At 55.2% G+C, this 18,047-nt stretch carries 10 protein-coding genes; 7 read left to right on the plus strand and 3 right to left on the minus strand.

What is annotated here, in order from left to right; genetic code table 11:
- Positions 1-237 precede the first annotated feature (237 nt).
- Positions 238-1,035, minus strand: coding sequence for a type III pantothenate kinase (locus ACTQZS_RS06260; protein ID WP_441475059.1), 798 nt, complete (start codon positions 1,033-1,035; stop codon positions 238-240).
- 20 nt (positions 1,036-1,055) lie between these two features.
- Positions 1,056-1,682 carry an ECF transporter S component gene (locus ACTQZS_RS06265; protein WP_441475060.1) on the minus strand — a complete coding sequence of 209 codons (627 nt, stop codon included), beginning with the start codon at positions 1,680-1,682 and terminating at the stop codon, positions 1,056-1,058.
- Between the two features lie 415 nt (positions 1,683-2,097).
- Between ACTQZS_RS06265 and ACTQZS_RS06270 the strand changes: the two genes are divergently transcribed.
- Positions 2,098-2,805: a 4'-phosphopantetheinyl transferase family protein gene (locus ACTQZS_RS06270; protein WP_441475061.1), complete on the plus strand. Its 708-nt coding sequence runs from the start codon at positions 2,098-2,100 to the stop codon at positions 2,803-2,805.
- Positions 2,798-3,877: an HAD hydrolase family protein gene (locus ACTQZS_RS06275; RefSeq protein ID WP_441475062.1), complete on the plus strand. Its 1,080-nt coding sequence runs from the start codon at positions 2,798-2,800 to the stop codon at positions 3,875-3,877. The genes ACTQZS_RS06270 and ACTQZS_RS06275 overlap by 8 nt, the downstream gene beginning before the upstream one ends.
- A gap of 723 nt (positions 3,878-4,600) precedes the next feature.
- Here the strand turns inward: ACTQZS_RS06275 and ACTQZS_RS06280 are convergent.
- Positions 4,601-5,143, minus strand: a complete 543-nt coding sequence (locus tag ACTQZS_RS06280; RefSeq protein ID WP_441475063.1) for a cation transporter — start codon at positions 5,141-5,143, stop codon at positions 4,601-4,603.
- Positions 5,144-5,574: 431 nt separating this feature from the next.
- Between ACTQZS_RS06280 and ACTQZS_RS06285 the strand changes: the two genes are divergently transcribed.
- The 5 genes from ACTQZS_RS06285 to ACTQZS_RS06305 all read left to right on the plus strand — a co-directional run bounded on the left by ACTQZS_RS06285 (position 5,575) and on the right by ACTQZS_RS06305 (position 18,028).
- On the plus strand, positions 5,575-6,135 hold the full coding sequence (locus ACTQZS_RS06285) for a prolyl-tRNA synthetase associated domain-containing protein (protein WP_441475064.1): 561 nt from the start codon (positions 5,575-5,577) through the stop codon (positions 6,133-6,135).
- Positions 6,136-6,343: 208 nt separating this feature from the next.
- A complete protein-coding gene (locus ACTQZS_RS06290; RefSeq protein ID WP_441475065.1) occupies positions 6,344-7,219 on the plus strand; it encodes a helix-turn-helix domain-containing protein in 876 nt (291 codons plus the stop codon).
- 556 nt (positions 7,220-7,775) lie between these two features.
- On the plus strand, positions 7,776-8,312 hold the full coding sequence (locus tag ACTQZS_RS06295; protein ID WP_441475066.1) for a hypothetical protein: 537 nt from the start codon (positions 7,776-7,778) through the stop codon (positions 8,310-8,312).
- 388 nt (positions 8,313-8,700) lie between these two features.
- A complete protein-coding gene (locus ACTQZS_RS06300; protein ID WP_441475067.1) occupies positions 8,701-13,818 on the plus strand; it encodes a hypothetical protein in 5,118 nt (1,705 codons plus the stop codon).
- 22 nt (positions 13,819-13,840) lie between these two features.
- On the plus strand, positions 13,841-18,028 hold the full coding sequence (locus tag ACTQZS_RS06305) for an Ig-like domain-containing protein (protein ID WP_441475068.1): 4,188 nt from the start codon (positions 13,841-13,843) through the stop codon (positions 18,026-18,028).
- Positions 18,029-18,047: the final 19 nt, after the last annotated feature.

The raw sequence follows: 18,047 nt of genomic DNA on the forward strand, positions 1-18,047 counted from the left end.
GCCATCGCCATATGACAGTGCGCAGACGGTTACAGCCTGATCGTGCAGATTATTTACAGGTTGTTAGCGCAGACGATTACATCCCGATAAGGACTACAAAGCCGGGAAAAGCGGCACCTCCACGGTGCCGCCTTTCCCGGCTCTATCTTTTCCCCGATATTCTAACCATTCATCGGAATTCTCCGTTCTGATTCAATTTTTCGTTTCGTTCTGATTCAGTTCATCGGGATTTTTCGTTTACTTCTGATTCAGTTTCCAGATAATTCCCAGTCCTTTCAGAAGCAGTTCATTGTCTACAATGATCGAATGACGGCAGAACGGCGCGATCAGCCGTCCCATACCGCCAGTGGCAAGACATGTAGGTGAAACCTCTCTTCCCTCAATATCAGAAAGTTCTTTCGTGAACCGGTCCAGAAGACCGTCTATCTGTCCGGCAGAGCCGTAGACGATACCGCTGCGGATCGCGTTCACAGTATCTTTTGCTATTGCCCGGTCCGGCGCTATAAAATCAACGGCGGGCAGAAGAGAAGTATCCGCAATCAAGCCCTTCAGAGCAGTTCCCGGCCCTGGAAGTATGCAGCCTCCCAGATAAACTCCCCTGGACGAAAGAGCGGTCATCGTAGTCGCCGTTCCCATATCGATGATCAAGGCCGGCATCGGATATTCCGCCTTTGCGGCGACAGCGGTTGCCAGCAGATCCCCAGCAATTGCCGACGCGGGAATTCCGTTCATATCAAGTTCCAGACCGACCTCGACGCCTTCTCCGAGGATTCGTGCATTCTCACCGGTCAGAAGCCTTACTGCCTCAGCCACCACATGGGTGACAGACGGTACAACCGATGAAATCAGACACCCCCGGAATTCCTTCGGGTCTATCTTCTCCAGAGCAAGTATTCTGCTGATTTCGGCGGCATATTCATGGTAGGTCTCGATTTTGTTGGTACTCATCTGAATGTGACGAATCACTTTATTATCCGACTCACGGATACAGCCGAGAACCATATGTGTATTTCCGATGTCGATTGCGAGAATCATTTGTATTCCCCCGTTTACGCTCAGCTTCTGTCTTTCTTCACAATCCGGAGAATGCGGATGATTACCGGGGTGAGTGCGACATTGATTATGAACTCAACTACGAAGTTTAGTCCGATAAAGGTTGTCAGAAAAACGCCGAGCAGATTCTGGTCTGTTCCGAGCGCACCTGCAATGAGTCCGCGGAAAATCGTAAGCGCGGTGACACTGAAAATTCCCGTATTTATGATCGGCGCGATAATCGCCGCCAGGACAACTCCTGCGTAGAAATTGATTCTGGAGAACAGACGGAAAAACAGTCCGCTCACCAGACCGGCAAAGGTTCCCTTCAGGATGCAGACGAGAATCGTAGCCACCGGCTGGTACTCAAGCATCATTGTCGAAAAAGCGCCTGCCGCTCCGGTAATAACCTGAATCGATACCACGACCCCGAATACTGCTCCCAGAAACGCTCCGCCTGCCGGGCCATCAAGAATCGCTCCGATAATAATCGGAACCAGTGTCAACGTGATGGTGAATGGCCCGAGCGGTATGCTTACTGCCGCCTGCAGGATGATTACAATCGCCGCCAGGATCGCAAGCATGGTCATACGCTGAACCCTGCTCCTTGGTTTGTTTACAGAATCCTTTGTTACTGCTGCTGTATTCATTTTTTTCCTCCTTGCTGCTGTTTTGGTCAATCCAAATATAGCGCAGAATTACTGTAACATACTTTTCCCCGCATGTTAACCTTTTGTCAAAAAAAATGCTACAATGTACTGTATAAAGCCGTCGTCAAGCGGGCAGTTTTTGGGCATGCGAAGCATGCACAGAAAACTGCATGCTTGAACGACGCTAACATGTATGAGCATGGAGCGGTGTGAAACACCGCGAGAATGCGAATATACGCGGGCAGTGAGCCACACCCGCTCACACAAAGTGTGAAGCGGTGGGGCGAACGCCGCGACAGACCGACGAAGTCGGTCACATGTGGCAGCTGCGAGAGTTGCGAAGCAACGGAGCAGCTGGCTTTATACAGTATCGTAGTCTCATCAGCTCTTCGAAAGCGCATACAGGAGACATTCTATGACCATTCGTCTGTATATATTCGACAACAATTGCCCCATTCAGAGAGAAGATCGTATCCGGGCTGCTGTCCGTTCTTTTACACACGACTCTCAGGGCAGCCTGACCGCATCTATTAAAATTTGCAGGACGAACAGGGGCCGCCCATATCTGGTTCAAAACGGAAAAACATCGGAAGAGGACCCGTCTGTTCCGGAAATATCTATAACGGACAGTGGTTCCTGCTGGATTGTTGCTGTCTCGGATCAGCGAATCGGCATTGATCTCCAGGAAAACCGTATACGAAGACAATCCTGCCCGACGGATGACGCCGCACGCTGCCGGCGGCTTGCGTCCCGGTATTTTCACGTTTCAGAAAGTTCCTTCATTCTCTCTGCACAGACAGACGAAGAAACCATCCGTCGATTTTTTCAGATATGGACCGCAAAAGAAGCCTACGTCAAATATACAGGCACCGGGATTGATGGCACCTTTTCCTCCTTTGCGGTTAATACCGGAACAACATATGCCAGCCGTGATCCCGATCACCCATTTTTCTACCTGAATCCGGAGCTTGACTGTGCGTTTCTCTATCCCCGCACTGACAGTTCCCGCACCCTCTGCGTCTGTACCGGCTGTTCCTGCAGGATTCCGGGATCAGTGCCGCCCGCCGACTTCCGGCTTTATTATTATGATCTCAAACAGAAAGGATTCCTTCTTTATGATTAAAATGATCGCTTCTGATCTCGACGGCACACTGCTTCTGGATTCCCGGACTGTCAGCGCACGCAATCGTATGGCCCTGACCCGGGCTGCAGCATCGGGCATCGAGGTCGTCATCGCAAGCGGGAGAGTATTGACCTCCCTTCCGGAGACAGTTTTCGGGATTCCCGGAGTGCGCTATGCCATCACCTCGAACGGAGCAGCAATCTACCGGATTCCTTCTGATGCAGATGCCTCATCTGGTGCAGATGCCTCATCCGGCGCAGATACTTCATCCGGTACAGATGCCTCTTCTGGTGCAGATGCCTCATCTGATGTTTCCTCAGCTCCCGCCCGGATACTCCCCGGCTTCCAGCCAGATAGACGGAAGAATTTTTACACAAAGTCGTATTCTGACTTTCAAAGTATTCTGGCCCGCAATCCCCAGAACTATTCTGACAGTTTCCGCGGCCGACTGTTGTCTTCGAAGCGAATTTACCACCGTCCCCTGTCAGAGAAGGCTGTACTCGACCTGCTGGAGCTCACCGCGGCATATCCTTCAGACCGTTTTCCACTTTCTTATGAGACCTTTATTAACGGCGTCGCCTATGCCTGTACCGCCTACATCAATGAACCCGGAAACTTCGGAGCGTCCTCAGCATATGTCAATTATGTGCGGACAACCCGTGTCATGAAGGATGATATCCGCGGCTTTATCTTTCAGCACAGAAAGGAGCTTGACGGACTTGATCTTGTCATCGGTGACGATGCGCTCTGCGAGCAGCTGCGCAATAAAATCCACAGCACGCTCAGGAATATCTATACCACCTCTTCCGTATCAAACCGCATTGAAAATTCCTCCCCTGAGGCGGGTAAGGGAGCAGCGCTTCGATTCCTGTCTTCTCAGTTAAAAATACGAAAGGAAGATATCGTCGCCTTCGGAGATGCAGACAACGATATCGACCTTCTGACCTCCGCAGGTACCGGAATTGCCATGGAAAACGGCACCGAGCGATGCAGAAAATCGGCCGACTACGTAGCCGGCCGCTATGACAGCGACGCAGTAGCAGAAGTTCTCCAATCCCGGTTCGCGATCTGACATCACATCCGAATTACAAGACTAGCCCGAGATCCTATGACGAAATCTTAATATTCCTCGTCGGGAAATCCGATCCGGACGAGGAATAATGTCCGATTGTGATTTGAGCGTTAATTTTTTGTGAAAGTTAAGGTCTTTCTTTGCTCTTCTTCCTGCCTTCTTTTGTGTCTTGGGAAAATATGTTAGAATACTCTGGGTGAAAATGAGAGCGTCGGCGGAGAATGCAGTTTGCTATGTGGGCGCCCGGCTGTGAAGCAGAATGCCAGGCTGTTGTCCGGCTATTTGAAGGAGTGATATGGGCTGGAGAGATTTTTTTCAGAGGTTATTCTAAAAAAGAGGCTGGATCTTTATAAGAAGAAAAGGGTTCTGGGGTTCAGCCGGACAGATGATTCGGCCATTGCCAGGGTTGCAGACGGAAGAAATTACCAGGTGACTGTCTGGTACAGGGATGAAAAACTGGCCGGAAGGTGCAACTGTGAACCTGCCAGGAATGGGCGTGTCTGCAAGCATATGGCAGCTGTTCTGTTTCAGTGGAAGGATATGACTGATCTGGTGGATAAGGTGGAGAAGCACGAGACGCTGCAGCTGGGAACCAAAAGCGCGATCTCCTTTGCCACGGACACCTTTGTGGACAGTTCTCTGCCCTTCTACCGCCTGATACGGAGCGAGGTTCGTCTGGGGGAGAAGCTGATGGACCAGATGATGAGTAAGCAGGTCTACTATTTAAGCGGCAGGGATCTGCTTGTCAAGAACCGGATTATCCTTTCCGGCAGCGGGCTGGATCGTTTTTATACCCAGGAGCTTGGGAAGGATGTGCCGGTGGCCGGCGGGGATGCCGAGCAGCTGCTCCGCCGCGACAGAAAAAATGGTGATGGATGTCGTCAGGCAGTCAAACAGAGAGTCCATCGCCGTGGCATGGAGAACGGTGGAGGAAATTTTTTTGCCGATTGCGTTGTAGAAAAAATACAGCCACAGCTTTGCCAGCACGGCAATGACCAGCAGCACCATCAGCACCGCGGAAAAACCCAGATTTTTCGGGTGAAGGATGTTCTGAAAAGACTCGCGGAAGAAGCTGATGCCGGAGGAAACCGCGTCGGAAAGGTTGTTTACGGCGTCCGCCGTTACCGCCATGGGAGAGAGCAGGATGCCGATGACAAGTTTGACCGCGAACAGAACCAGGTTTGTGCCGATTCCCACAATGCCGGCGGCGGTTCCGTAGGCGGCGCGCACGCGGACATCCTGCACATCAGAGCTGTTTTTAATCATTTTATCAAGAAATTTCCCATAGAAAGAACCCTCTTTCAGATTTTCCGCCGGATTCCTATTCGGTCTTTACTGTTCCCGTGCGGTATCTTTGTTTCCACCGATATTTTTCAGATAGAAAGAATCCGGCGCAGCCTGTTCCTGCCGCTCCGGATTCTCTGTATCTTATCACAGGAATCGGATATGAGTCCAGCCTAACAGCGATCAGGTGGCAATTTATTCTGCCTGTGCTATACTGGCAGAGACGGTTTCCGGAGCTTCCAAGGCCAGGCCGGATCAGACCGTGACGGAAATTTGATGTGGAGACGGTTTCCGGGGCTGCCAGGACCAGGCCGGATCAGACCGTGACGGATATTTGGCATGGAGACGGTTCCGGGGAACAGTCGGAAATGGAAATCTGCCGTACGCATTAGGAAAGGAGCAGCAGGAGAGAAATGAGCAGATATATACTGGAAAAAGGAAGGCCGACATCCATGGAGGGAAGGCTCGAAAAGGAAATCAGGGTCTATGATCTGCTGGACAGCCTTCACATGGAATACTGGCACACGGATCATCCGGACGCCCAGGCGTATACCATGGAAGCCTGCCGGGATATTGATGAGGTGCTGGGAGCCACCGTCTGTAAGAACCTGTTTCTGACGAACCGTCAGCACACAGACTTCTATCTGCTGATGATGCCGGGAGACAAAGTGTTTAAGACAAAGGAGCTGTCCGGGCAGATCGGCTCCGCGCGGCTATCCTTCGGATCGCCGGAGGAAATGGAGGAGATGCTGGACTGCCATCCCGGCTCGGCCTCTATTATGGGACTGATGAATGACAGGGACAACCGTGTCCGGCTGCTGGTGGACAGGGATGTGCTGAAAGGGGAATTTATCGGTGCCCATCCCTGCATCAATACATCCAGCCTGAAGCTCCGGACGGAAGAGGTTTTCGGAAAATTTCTGGAGGCGGTGCACCATCCCATGACAGAGGTGACGCTGACCGGGGAGGCCTGAGCGCCCGAAGATGCCTGCACTGCCGGTCAAGAAGAAGGCTGTTCCGGCAAAGAAAGCAGGAAAAACGGGCTGCTTGCGTAAAGGGACGGAATAGACTTAAAATAACCGGAGGATGACCGGCGCCGGAGCGGCCGGCTGCGGTCATTTGGAAGCAACAGGGCGAAATGCGGCGGAAAGCGGAAACAGATTGCGGAGACAGGGGATACTTATGAGGAAAGATCCGACACAGGACAGCGTTTTACAGTATATTGACTCAATTCTTGATACGGACGCGGACACCGGGCAGATTGCCCGGCAGTTCGGTTTTTCTCCCGACCACTTCCGGCACCGTTTTTCGGTGGACTACGGCATCAGCCTGGCCGCGTATGTGCGCAGGCGGCGGCTGACCCGGGCAGTGCGGGAGCTCCGGGACGGGAGCACAGCAGAGGATGCGGCGCACAAATACCAGTTCTCCGGCGTCGCGTCCATGTCCAAGGCCTTTCGGAAGGAGTTCGGCTGCTCCATGAAGCAGGCGCTGACGGAAGGGGACTTTGCCGGCCAGACATTCCCATGCCCGGAATACGACAGGGAACAGGTGCTGGTCAGCATTGCGGAGATCCCGGAGCTGTACATGGTCGGCAGGCCGGTGGAGATCGGCGGCGCGGAGGCGTCGGAGCGCCTGGACCGCGCGGCGTGGTGGATTGACCATTCCCTCCCGGAATTCAGCGAAGAAGAAAAACAGCAGATCGGCGCGTATCAGCGCGACGTGATTGCCATGTGGTATCACCCGGAGGAACTGCCGGAGATCGTCTATCTTGTCGGCCCGGTGGTGCAGCCGGGGCGCGCCGCAGGACCTCTTCCGGAAGGACTGATTGCGGTGCACATTCCAAAACAGCGCTACGCGGTCTTTCAGGTGCGCCGCCGGGTAAAGGCGCCCGGCAGGCAGCCGGAGATGGCGGAGGATATCCGGCATCTCTGCCGCTACATCTTCTGGGAGTGGGTGCCGGAGCACCACGCCGAGACGGACAAGTGGGGCTTTACCTTCGAGCGGTATCACGAGAGCAAGGCGATGATCTACCTGCCCCTGCTCCCCGAAAACGGATAAAAGTCAGCCGTTTTGGACAACGACAAATTCACAGAATTGTGCTACAATAGACACATAAAAGACACAAACATCTGTACAGAGACATCACAATTCAATAGAAGTGTCGCGGCTCCCGCAGACGTTCGCAGAGACAGGAAGCCGCGTAGATGGAAGAAGGAACCGTGAAAGCTTAAATAACAAAGGGAAGCTTTCCGTTTCTGACGTCGCCGACGCTGTGCGCGAGAGCGTTCCCCGAAGCAGGAAACTGTGAGCCGAAAGGCTACCACTGTGAGAGAACTCATGGGAAGGGAGGAGGAACGCGTAGGGGAGAGAAATTCTCCTCCTATCGCTAGTCAGAAGACTTACATTTCTAGTTGGATGTTACGCGGCGGGCGTGCGTCCAAAACAGAGTATACAAATACGGGTATACCGGTCAGAGATGATTGGTGTGCCCGCTTTTTTGTGTCCGGAAAAGCAGTAACAGGGCGAGAGTCCTGCCAAGGCGTACAGAAGCTTCATAAAAACTTTATGCATAAAAAAGGAGGGAAAAACTATGAAGCAGCTTAAAAAGAAACTTTTGACACTTGTATTGTCCCTGGTCATGGTGCTGGGAATGGCTGTGCCTGTACTGGCGGACGACACTGCTACAGCCAATAGTACACCGGCGTCTGTAACAGTTAGCTTTGAGTTTAACGATGTTACATTCGACGGTGATAATTATGACAATGATAAGGTAGATTCAATTAGTACAACTGTTGTTACTACAACTGATGCAACGCTGTATGATACGGTTGTCAAGGCACTGAGTCAGTTAAATATTTCCGAATCGGATTATGTGTTTAAGACCGTAACGGATTTTTATGATACTTCAAAAACACATAAAGCATTGGACAGTATTACTTATCAGGATGTGACTTATGCTACAGACAGCACGCACAATACCGCTAATTACTATCTTGGTGCCGGCTGGACCTATGACGGATCATACAGCAATAACGGCTTTGTCACTTCAACAAAATACAATAGTTACAACTATCTGGATTCAAATACAGTTACCGGAACATCAGCAAACATCAAATTAACCTATGGCGGATATAAATATAGCAAGAGCTGAAAAAGCCGCCTGCATTTATCCAGAATAAAGGACAACGGATACTGACAATCTAAGTCAACCCCCTTTGTTTCAAAAGCAAAGGGGGTTTTTAATAGGAATTAATAATATGCAAGAAAAACATAAAAAAACAGGTATCACAGGCTTCTTAATTTTACTGTTTTTATTACTCGGAATACTGGCCTTTTTCCCACAAAAAGCGTATGCGGATACGACTAAGCATGATGTCAGTTTTACCATATCCGATGCTTCGTCTACGCTGTTAGATAAGAAATCAAATTTATATACAATCAATAAAGGTATATGGACTCTCAATTTTAATCTGGAAATTCAGGTACAGCTTCCAAGCGATACTTCCAAGATCGTTTCAATTAAAAGCACCTACGATTCTATGAATGTGGACTATGACAAGGCAGCCACTATTACCTATGGAGATAATGGCCTGTGTACGGTTCTTTTTGCAAAACCGTCTTCTAATATCGTTCGTTCTACGCTTATAAACGGAAGTGCATATTTCGATTTTCTTGTCGATACGGACGGTGTTCAGACGACCTATCGGCTTTTGGTAGCTGCCGATACTTTTGATTCTCAATTTTGGGGAAATGTTAACAGGATCAATGTGAAAGACATGGAGAGCAATGAAATACTCAGCGACAACATGTCTATTGCAAAAGGAGATCTGAACAGCAAGGTATTATATTTAAGTCCATCGGATTGTTCAGGAAAGCTGGCATTCAACGTGCTGCGCACGCAAGATGATCTTGAGCCGGTGATCAAAGCGACACAATACGGACAGTGGATCAGTATCGGATGCAACTATATTTCGGTAAACGGCGGAGCGCCCCAGCGCTTTGATGTAGATTCTAGACAGTCTCAGAATAATGTCAGCGAAACGGTGACTTTAAAGAAGGGCTGGAATGAAATCAATCTGTTTTTTATACGTGGAAAAGGTGGCTACCTTGGTTCAAAAAAAAGGTTTTCGATATATTTTCCTTTTCCAGATTTTTCCAATCCTCTTGAAAGCAAGCCAATCAGAGATGATACTAACTGCACGGTTGCTACTTATCTGATTCACTGGGATGGAGCGGATGCTGAATCGGCGCAGGCAAGCTCAGATGCTTCTATTAAAGCGTTGGACCCGATCAATTACGGACGGGATGCGACAGACGAAATGACTGTGTACCCATATCAGTTGGGCGATAATTCAGCGGAAATTGTTCTGCCAAAATCTACGACAACAACCGCTATGCTTTGCGGAATTATCCCGAACAGTGCCGGCAGCCAGGTGACGGTGGAAGGACTGGACGAGAGCAAGTATGTCTGTGGGAACTATTTTTTCATAAAATACGCAAACAGCCGACTGTTTGGAGAAGACATAGAAAAAAATGTGGTGCAGAAAGATGACCAGGGCAGGCAGTATTTTACTGTTCATGTTACCGCACCTGACGGAGTGACGAAAAAGGATTACAAAATTTACCTTTTGTATAAATCCAGTGAGGCGCAGCTGAAGTCTGTCAATATCAAGGGAGCAACGGTAGACAATCTGGAGGAAGGGCTTGGAAACGGAGAGGACTCCTTTATCATGAAGCTGGATGCCGATGACGGAGATGTTACACTGTCGGATTTCCAGGTATCGGACGGCGCGACCTTTACCGTGGACGGAAAGACGGTGCAGGACGGAAGCATTACCGTGAAACCCGGCAATATTACCAGGATTCATGTCACGGCCGAGGACACCATTACAAGTAAGGATTACTATTTGGTGCATCAGAAGCAGGACGGAACATACCCGTACTTTACGGTATCGGACGAGACCAGGAAGCAGGCGGAAGCGCTGCTTGGCAACTGGTATGACCGGACGTACAGCAACCTGAGTTCCATGAAGCTGAAGAAAGACCTGACAGGCGATGTCTGGCCGGTGTTTGAGGTCGCCGCCACGGATAAACCGGGAGACGGGAAAAATGATCTGGACGGCATGGTTGTCTCTGATCCGAACGACAAAAATGCAAAGCTTTCGGAGTGGAGCCAGCCTTCCGATTACGCCAAGGTGATCCTCTACCTCTGCATGATCGGGGAGAACCCCTGGAATTATACCGATCCGTCCGGGAACAACCTTGTCACATATCTGCAGGCAAACTGGGACGGACCATACGCACAGCCGGTCTGGTCTCTGATGGCATTAAAGGCAGCAGGAGCGGAGATTCCGGAACAGTGCAAGACAACGGTTAAAGGAATGGCTAAGAGCGCTTCTGTGGATCTGGATATCCGCGGATGGTGCCTGAGCGCAATCGGAGACATGGTTTCTAAGGAGGAACTGGCAAAAATCGTTGAGAGTTTCCGTCCGGCTCTTCTTACCAGCGGTCCGGAGGCCGGCATGTTCTACAACAGCTGGTATCCGGAAGCCAATACAATCTCCCACGGCTGCGTGCTGGAGGGTCTGGCCGGGGCAGGCGTGGATCCGGAGAATATCTTCTCTGTATCAGACACCGCTTCTCCGCTGAAGTCGCTCTGGCAGTATGTCAATGCGGACGGAAGCTACGCATATAACAGAAGCGGCTCCGTACCAAACAACTACATGAAGGACATGATCATTGGTCTGGGCGATACGCTGAACGGCGACAACGTCTGGAAGCGCTACGGATTGACCCTGACCAAATACAATACGCTGCTCACCTCTGTGTCCGCTTATCTGGGCGGAGAGGATGCCAAAACCGCGGACGCGGACAAGCTGGCAGCGCTGAATAAAGCTTATGAAGCGGCGAAGACTGCCTATACCGGAGCGGCAAGTCCCTACGGAATCGGGCAGCAGTACTACAATCTCTATGAGGCGATGGCGGCGCTGGATCCGACAGTTGTCGGAAAGCCGGATGTGCGCATCTGCACCATGGAGCAGTCGGATCAGGTGGATGCAGTGATCGAAAAGCTCGATAAGCTTCAGGATCTGGCCAGCGTAACCGACGACCAGGTGAAAGAGGCCAGAGAAGCCTATGACGCCCTGGGCAGCGATGACGAGACACTGCAGAAGAGACTGCAAAGCTATGTCAAAAATGCTTCCAATCTGACGGAGGCGGAGAGCTACCGCGCCTTTGCGGGCAAGGTGGACGCCATCGGAGAGGTCACCGCGGACAGCGGGGATGCGATCGCGGCAGCGCAGGAAGCCTATGGCAAGCTGGACGAGCCGATGCGTGAAAAGGAAATCGTGCAGCAGAAGTACAGCGTTCTGCAGGATGCGGATGCGATTTACAAGGCACTCACTGCCATTGCGGCAATTCCGGAGACGGATCAGCTGACGGCGGCAGACGCGGACACGGTAAAGGCGGCGCGGAAAGCCTATGACCTGCTAAGCCGCACGCAGAAGGCAAAGATTACAACGGCGTCCAGACTGATCCAGGCGGAAGAGCGGCTTCGCGACCTGACGGCTATTTCGTCTGTGGTACAGGCGATTGACGCCCTGCCGGCTGCGGCGGATGTAACGCTGGACAATCAGGATGAAGTGGCGAAGGCGCAGGCGCAGTTCCAGGCGCTTACGCAGGCGCAGCAGGCGCTTGTGGGAGATGAGAGATTCTCCAAGCTCCAGGCGCTTGTGGCTGCCATTGCGCAGCAGCAGTCGGATGCCCAGCAGGTGGTGGCGGTTGTAAATGCCGTTGATGCCCTGCCGGATCCGGCGGCGCTGACGGTGGACAACTATGAGCAGTACGAGACGGCCGTCACCAATGCGGCAGGAATGTACAACGCCCTGGCGACAGACATCCTGCGCAGCCGTGTGACCAACGCAGACAAGCTGAAGAAGCTGCAGGACAGCATCGCGGATCTGCGCAGCCGGAACCTGCAGGCACAGGCGGAAGCCCTGCCGGATGCCTCGGCGCTGACCGGCAAGGAAGAGGACGGATCGGATGTGCAGGTTACCTCGCAGACGCTGAAGGAGATCGCCTACGCGCAGAATCTCTACGACGCGATGGCGGACGACGACAGACAGATTTTTGCCAACGAGCATCCGGAGCTGAATACAAAGCTGCAGGAACTCTTTAAGGCTGCCGGCGTCTACGATGAATATGTACAAGATGTGCTTCAGCCGCTGGTGGATAAAATCGGTGCGCTGGAGACGCCGCTGACCAGGGAAAATCTGGCGGAGGCAAACGAGCTGATCGACAAGTACAACAGCAATGATGCGGCGAAGACCTATCTGGACAGCATCACCTACAACGAGGGCACCGAAAACGCGTTTACTCTGAAGGACAAAATGGCCGAAGTGCAGAAGCAGGCGGATCAGCTGACCAAGGATCTCGCGGACGCCGCGGAAGTGGACGCGGAGCTGGAGAAGCTTCCCCAGACCGTGACCAGCCAGGAGGAGCGGGACGCCGCAGAGAAGTCTCTTCAGGCGGCGGAAGAAAAGGTAAAGGCATTGAACGATCAGGCGCGCGCAAATCTGGCGTACGCAGACCGTGTGACCGCACTGCAGAACGCAATCAATGCCTTTGACGCGGATAAGACGGCGGCGGATGCCCTGCAGGAGAAAATCGAGGCGGCTCAGAACGCGCTGAATGAGAGCCAGACGGCGGACAGCACCGTGGCGGCGCTCAAGACGGCGGAGGAAGCATACAACGCCGCGGAGAGCACGCCGACGGTAAAGGCGCTTCTGACAGACGGGGCGAGAGAATTTATGGAGGCCAGCGCGGACGCGGAGCAGCAGATTCAGGCTGCCAAACAGAAGGCGCTCCAGACCAAGGCGGAGAAGAACGGCCTGCCGCAGCTGGCGGAAGGCTCGGCCCTGCCCTGGGATGTGATGCTCACCGTTGAGCCTCTGGCGCAGAGCAATGACAGCTACGGAACCCTGCAGAATGCCATGAAGGGCAAAGACGCGGAGGCACTGAAGGCCTTCACGCTTACCGCAAAGCGCATCCTCGCGGACGGCACGGAAGAGAGCTGGACGCCGGACACGGCCCTGCCCTTTACACTTGACGCGGGACAGGATCTGACGGGAAGAACCGTCTACCTGGCACTGCTTCCGACAGCCACGCAGCGGACGCACGGACTGATGCGCGCGGCAGTCAGCACGTCCGGCACGACGGATCCGGCATGGGTGAATACCTCCGTCAACAGCTCCCTGGTCAGCTTCTCGGCAGATCAGATGGGAAGCTACATGCTTGGCCTGAAGAACGCCGCGGCGGCGGACAATCAGGAAGAGGAAGACGACAACAAAAACAATAATGAAAATCTGAACGGCCAGGGCAGCGGCCAGAACGGATCCGGAGGAAATGCCGGAACGCCGGCTTCTTCCGGAAGCGGAAACACCGGCAACACGGGAAATGCCGCAAAGACGGCAAACGGCACGGCGGGCAAGACGGCTTCCGGTACGACAGCGGCTCTGAACGCGACGGCGGGCGGCGCGTCCGGCGTGCCCCAGACGGGAGATCCGATTCCGCAGGAGACTGCGGCGGCGCTGGCCATGGTGCTGCTGGGCGCCGCGGTGTTCGCGCTTGCGCGGAAAAAGAAAAAAGAGCTGCAGTAAGAAAATCAGGAGGATTGATTCGATGAAGAAGAGAATCACAATCGGAAAAAGGCTGCTGACCATGCTGCTTGCCGTCCTCCTGACAGCGGGGCTTCTGGCAGGGGTATCTCCTGCGCCGGTACAGGCGCAGGAGGCCGCTGCCTCCTCCTATGTTGTGCTCTCGGTGGAGAAGTTTGCCATCGGGCGCGGCTGGATTACGGAGCCGGACATCGTCCCGGTGACGGAGGGGGAGACGGTGGCGCAGGTGCTGCAGGATTACCTGCCGGCCAGGGGCTATCCGCTGGAGATCAAGGAGACGGCGTCCTACGGCGCCTACCTGTCCGGAATTCAGAACGCGGATCCGGACGGTACGCTGGTGCTCCCGGAGAGCACAAGAAAGATGGCGGCAAAGGCGGGCATTACCATCCCGTCCGACCTGGCCAATAAGGATGCCCCGCACCTGCGGGAGTTTTCCTATGGGAACGACGCGGCCGGAACCAACACCTCCGGCTGGATCTATTCGGTAAACAATACGATTCCGGGCGTCGGAATCGGCTACTACAAGGTCAGTTCCGGAGATGTCGTCCGTCTGCAGTTTACGCTGTACGGCACGGGCGAGGACATTTCCGGGGAGGTCTACGGAGGCACGCCGGACTATGTCCGCGCGGACAAGTCGGCGCTGCTGACCAGGCTGGCCTATATTAACCAGAACCCGTCCCAGTGGCTGGACACAGAGGCAAAGCAGAGCGCCTATCAGGCGGCCTGCGCCGTCGCACAGCAGCTGGACGCCACGCAGTCCCAGGTGGACGCGGCGCTGAAGGCTCTGCCGGAGCGCGCCATGGTCTGGCCGGAGCTGGTGACGCTTTCCGTATCGGAGCTGACGCTCTATGTAAACGGGGAGTCCGAAAAGCTGACGGCCACCGTCAGCCCGGAGAACGCGGATTTTTCGGAGCTGACCTGGGAGAGCTCCGACAGCAGCATTGCCACGGTTGACCAGAAGGGAAATGTGACGCCCCACGCACGGGGCGACGTGCAGATTTCGGCGAAGACGCAGAGCGGCCTTGCCGGCCAGTGTACCGTGCATGTGGTAGACAGGCCGTACCAGAGCATCACGATGAACACGGCCTCCGTTTTTCTGGAGGCGGACCAGACGGCGCAGCTCTCGGTAACGGGTTCGCCTGCCAACGCCACGGAGGCGCTGCGTCTGACCTGGAGCAGCGACCGGGAGTCGGTGGCAAAGGTAGACCAGAACGGACTTGTCACATCGGTGGCAAAGGGCACCGCGAAGATTACGGCGGTTCAGCAGGGCTCCGGCATCCAGGCGGCCTGCACCGTAACGGTCGGGGACGCCAAGGAAGTGGCGGAGCAGGTGCAGGCGCAGATCGAGGTACTTCCGAAGGCAGGAGATCTGAAAATCAGTGACGCGGACGCGGTACACGCCGCGCAGACAGCGTGGGACAGCTTGAGCGATACGGCGCGCGGCTACCTGAAGGATGCGGACGCCCTGGAGCGCCGGCTGAAACGCTGCACGGAGCAGATGACGCAGCTGGAGAAAACCTACGCTGGCGTACTGGCTGTGGAGGCACAGATCGAAGCCCTGCCGTCCCTGTCTGCCCTGATGCTGGCGGACCAGACGGCGGTGGACGCCGCCCAGGCAGCGTATCAGGCGCTCTCCACCACGGAGAAGGGACTGATGGACGCCAGCCTGCTGCGGAAGCTGACGCAGGCATCCGGCAGAATCGAGGAGCTGCAGAAGCAGCTGGCCGCGGCGCAGCAGGCGCTTGCCGGGGTGGATCCGGACGGGGGTCTTTCCCAGGCGGCTGCGGTGGCGGCCGCGGCGGAGGCATACCAGAACCTGGACGACGGGCAGAAGAGCCAGCTGGACGGCGCGCTTATACAGAGACTGAACACAGCCCTTGCCAACCTGACGGCGCAGGTGGAGGCCGCGGTCAACGCACTGGACACCGGGGCGGCCTTTAATCTTCAGGCGCAGACCGTACAGGACTACCTGGCGGCGGAAAACGCGCTGAACCTCTGCGGCGGCCTGCTGACGGTGTCGGATTCCGTCCAGCAGAAGCGCCCGGCGGCGCAGGCGTATATCGCCGGCGGCATTTCCACATCCGGAAAGGTAACGCAGAGCGGGTCGGACTGGTACTTGAAGCTGGAAGCCTCGCGGCTCTCGTCCCTGACAGCGGTCAGCAAGGCGGTGCGGAAAAAGGACGCCACGGCGGATGATGCCGCAGCGGCATGGAAGATCAGCTGGAAGGATCTGCGCAGCGGATCAGAGGCGGTTCCGGATCAGCCGGAGACGCTGACCTTCTCGGTCGGCGGCCTTTCCGACCTGTCGGATCCGGCGCTGTATCTGGTGCAGGACGCATCCTCAGGCGCGGGAAAGACAACAGTTAAAAAACTGCAGGCGCAGTTTAACGCCGCGGCCGGTATCGTAACGGTCCGGACGGATGTGCCGGGAACCTATGCGGTTGCCGGGCATGTGGTGCCGCTTACCGGACTGACGCTGCAGACAACGGCGTCCCTGCTTAAAGGAGAGTCCCTGCAGCTGACGCCCAGACTGGTGCCGACAGAGACGACGGAGCGGCCCTCCTACGTGTGGAGCAGCTCTTCGGAAGATGTGGCGACGGTCAGCAGCAGCGGCGTGGTAAAGGGTGTAAAAAAAGGAACCGCCACCATCACGGTGCGCGTAAAGGGAGACAGCTCCCTCTACGCATCCTGCAAGGTTACGGTGCGCACCGGGGCGAACGCCCTCTCGAAATCGGTCGGCACGATCCTGAAGGAAACGGACGCCTACGTGCAGTCCGTCGATACCAGCCCGACGGTCGGAAGCGAGTGGTATGTGCTTGCCTCCGCCCGCTACGGAAGGAATCTTTCGGACAGCTATTTTTCCACCTACTATAACCATCTGGCCAACTACCTGAAGGAGAAGAACGGCGTGCTCTCGGACACGAAGATGTCGGAGTACTCCAAGACAATCCTGGTGCTGACGGCTATCGGGAAGGACGCGCAGAATGTGGCGGGCTACAACCTGCTGCAGAATCTTGCGGATTTTGACAAGGTAAAGAGCCAGGGGCTGAACGGCCCGATCTGGGCGCTGATCGCGCTCAAGTCCAACCCGGCCTACAGCATCCCGAAGGTGAGCGGGGTCGGCACGCAGACCACGGAGGATGTGCTGGTGCAGTATCTTCTGGACCGACAGCTTTCGGACGGCGGCTGGGCGCTCTCCGGCACCTCGGCGGACACGGATATTACGGCCATGACGCTGCAGGCGCTTGCACCCTACTATCAGAAAGAGGGAAGAGAGAAGGTAACTGCGGCCATCGACAGGGCACTGGACCGACTGGGGAAAATGCAGCTCTCGGACGGCGGCTACGGCACCATGGGCGTGGAGACCTCGGAATCTGTCGCACAGGTGCTTACCGCTCTCACGGCGCTGGGAATCGACCCGAAGACGGACGCGCGCTTTATCAAGGGCGGCAGCTGGACGGTGGAGAACATGATCTCCTACCACATCGACAACAGTGGCTTTATGCATGTAAAGCCCGGCGCGGCCAATAACGGGGGCGCCGCCGCCGGATCGGTGGACGGGCTGGCGACAGGCCAGGGCTTCTATTCGCTGGTGGCCTATCAGCGGATGCTGGACGGAAAGGCTTCCCTGTATGATATGTCCGACGTCACTCTGACGGCGGGAGGACAGGGAGACGGCAAAGGCACGGGGCTGGAGAATACCAAAACCGGCACGTCCGGAACCGGAAGCTCCAGCGGAAAGACAGCAGGAGGAATAAACACCAGCAGCGGCTCCGGCAGTTCCGGGGGCTCTTCCGGCGGAAGCGGTTCGGGGGCTCGCGTCTACAGCGGCACAGCGGCCGCGTCCGGCGCAGCCGGAAAGACGGCGGGAAAGACGGCGGCCGGCTCCACGGGCGCAGCCAAGCCCGCAGAGTCCGTTTCTTCGGACAACTCCGGGAACAGCGGCTGGCAGTTTACCGGAAAGGATATGGACCTGACCGGGGATGAGGACGGAGAGGCCTCCGCGGAGATGGCGGTCGGCAGCACCTCCGGCGATCCGGGCAAGTCCGCCGCGGCTTCCGGAAATGGGGCCGAACAGGGCGTGAATTCCCATGCGGGCGCGTTCCTGCCGTATATCATCTGCATACTGGCAGGTGCGGCGGTGCTCGGTGTGTGCCTGTACCTGGCTTACAGGAAAAAGCGCAGGCCGTAGCGTGGGACAGAGTTTTACA

Source organism: Bilifractor sp. LCP19S3_H10 (assembly GCF_052119185.1).
Lineage (GTDB): Bacteria > Bacillota > Clostridia > Lachnospirales > Lachnospiraceae > Bilifractor.

What these genes read in the sequence shown, in the direction of transcription:
- ACTQZS_RS06260 (WP_441475059.1), bottom strand. Translation starts at nt 1,035, where the DNA reads ATGATTCTCGCAATCGACATCGGAAATACACATATGGTTCTCGGCTGT.
- ACTQZS_RS06265 (WP_441475060.1), bottom strand. Translation starts at nt 1,682, where the DNA reads ATGAATACAGCAGCAGTAACAAAGGATTCTGTAAACAAACCAAGGAGC.
- ACTQZS_RS06270 (WP_441475061.1), top strand. Translation starts at nt 2,098, where the DNA reads ATGACCATTCGTCTGTATATATTCGACAACAATTGCCCCATTCAGAGA.
- ACTQZS_RS06275 (WP_441475062.1), top strand. Translation starts at nt 2,798, where the DNA reads ATGATTAAAATGATCGCTTCTGATCTCGACGGCACACTGCTTCTGGAT.
- ACTQZS_RS06280 (WP_441475063.1), bottom strand. Translation starts at nt 5,143, where the DNA reads ATGATTAAAAACAGCTCTGATGTGCAGGATGTCCGCGTGCGCGCCGCC.
- ACTQZS_RS06285 (WP_441475064.1), top strand. Translation starts at nt 5,575, where the DNA reads ATGAGCAGATATATACTGGAAAAAGGAAGGCCGACATCCATGGAGGGA.
- ACTQZS_RS06290 (WP_441475065.1), top strand. Translation starts at nt 6,344, where the DNA reads ATGAGGAAAGATCCGACACAGGACAGCGTTTTACAGTATATTGACTCA.
- ACTQZS_RS06300 (WP_441475067.1), top strand. Translation starts at nt 8,701, where the DNA reads ATGAATGTGGACTATGACAAGGCAGCCACTATTACCTATGGAGATAAT.
- ACTQZS_RS06305 (WP_441475068.1), top strand. Translation starts at nt 13,841, where the DNA reads ATGAAGAAGAGAATCACAATCGGAAAAAGGCTGCTGACCATGCTGCTT.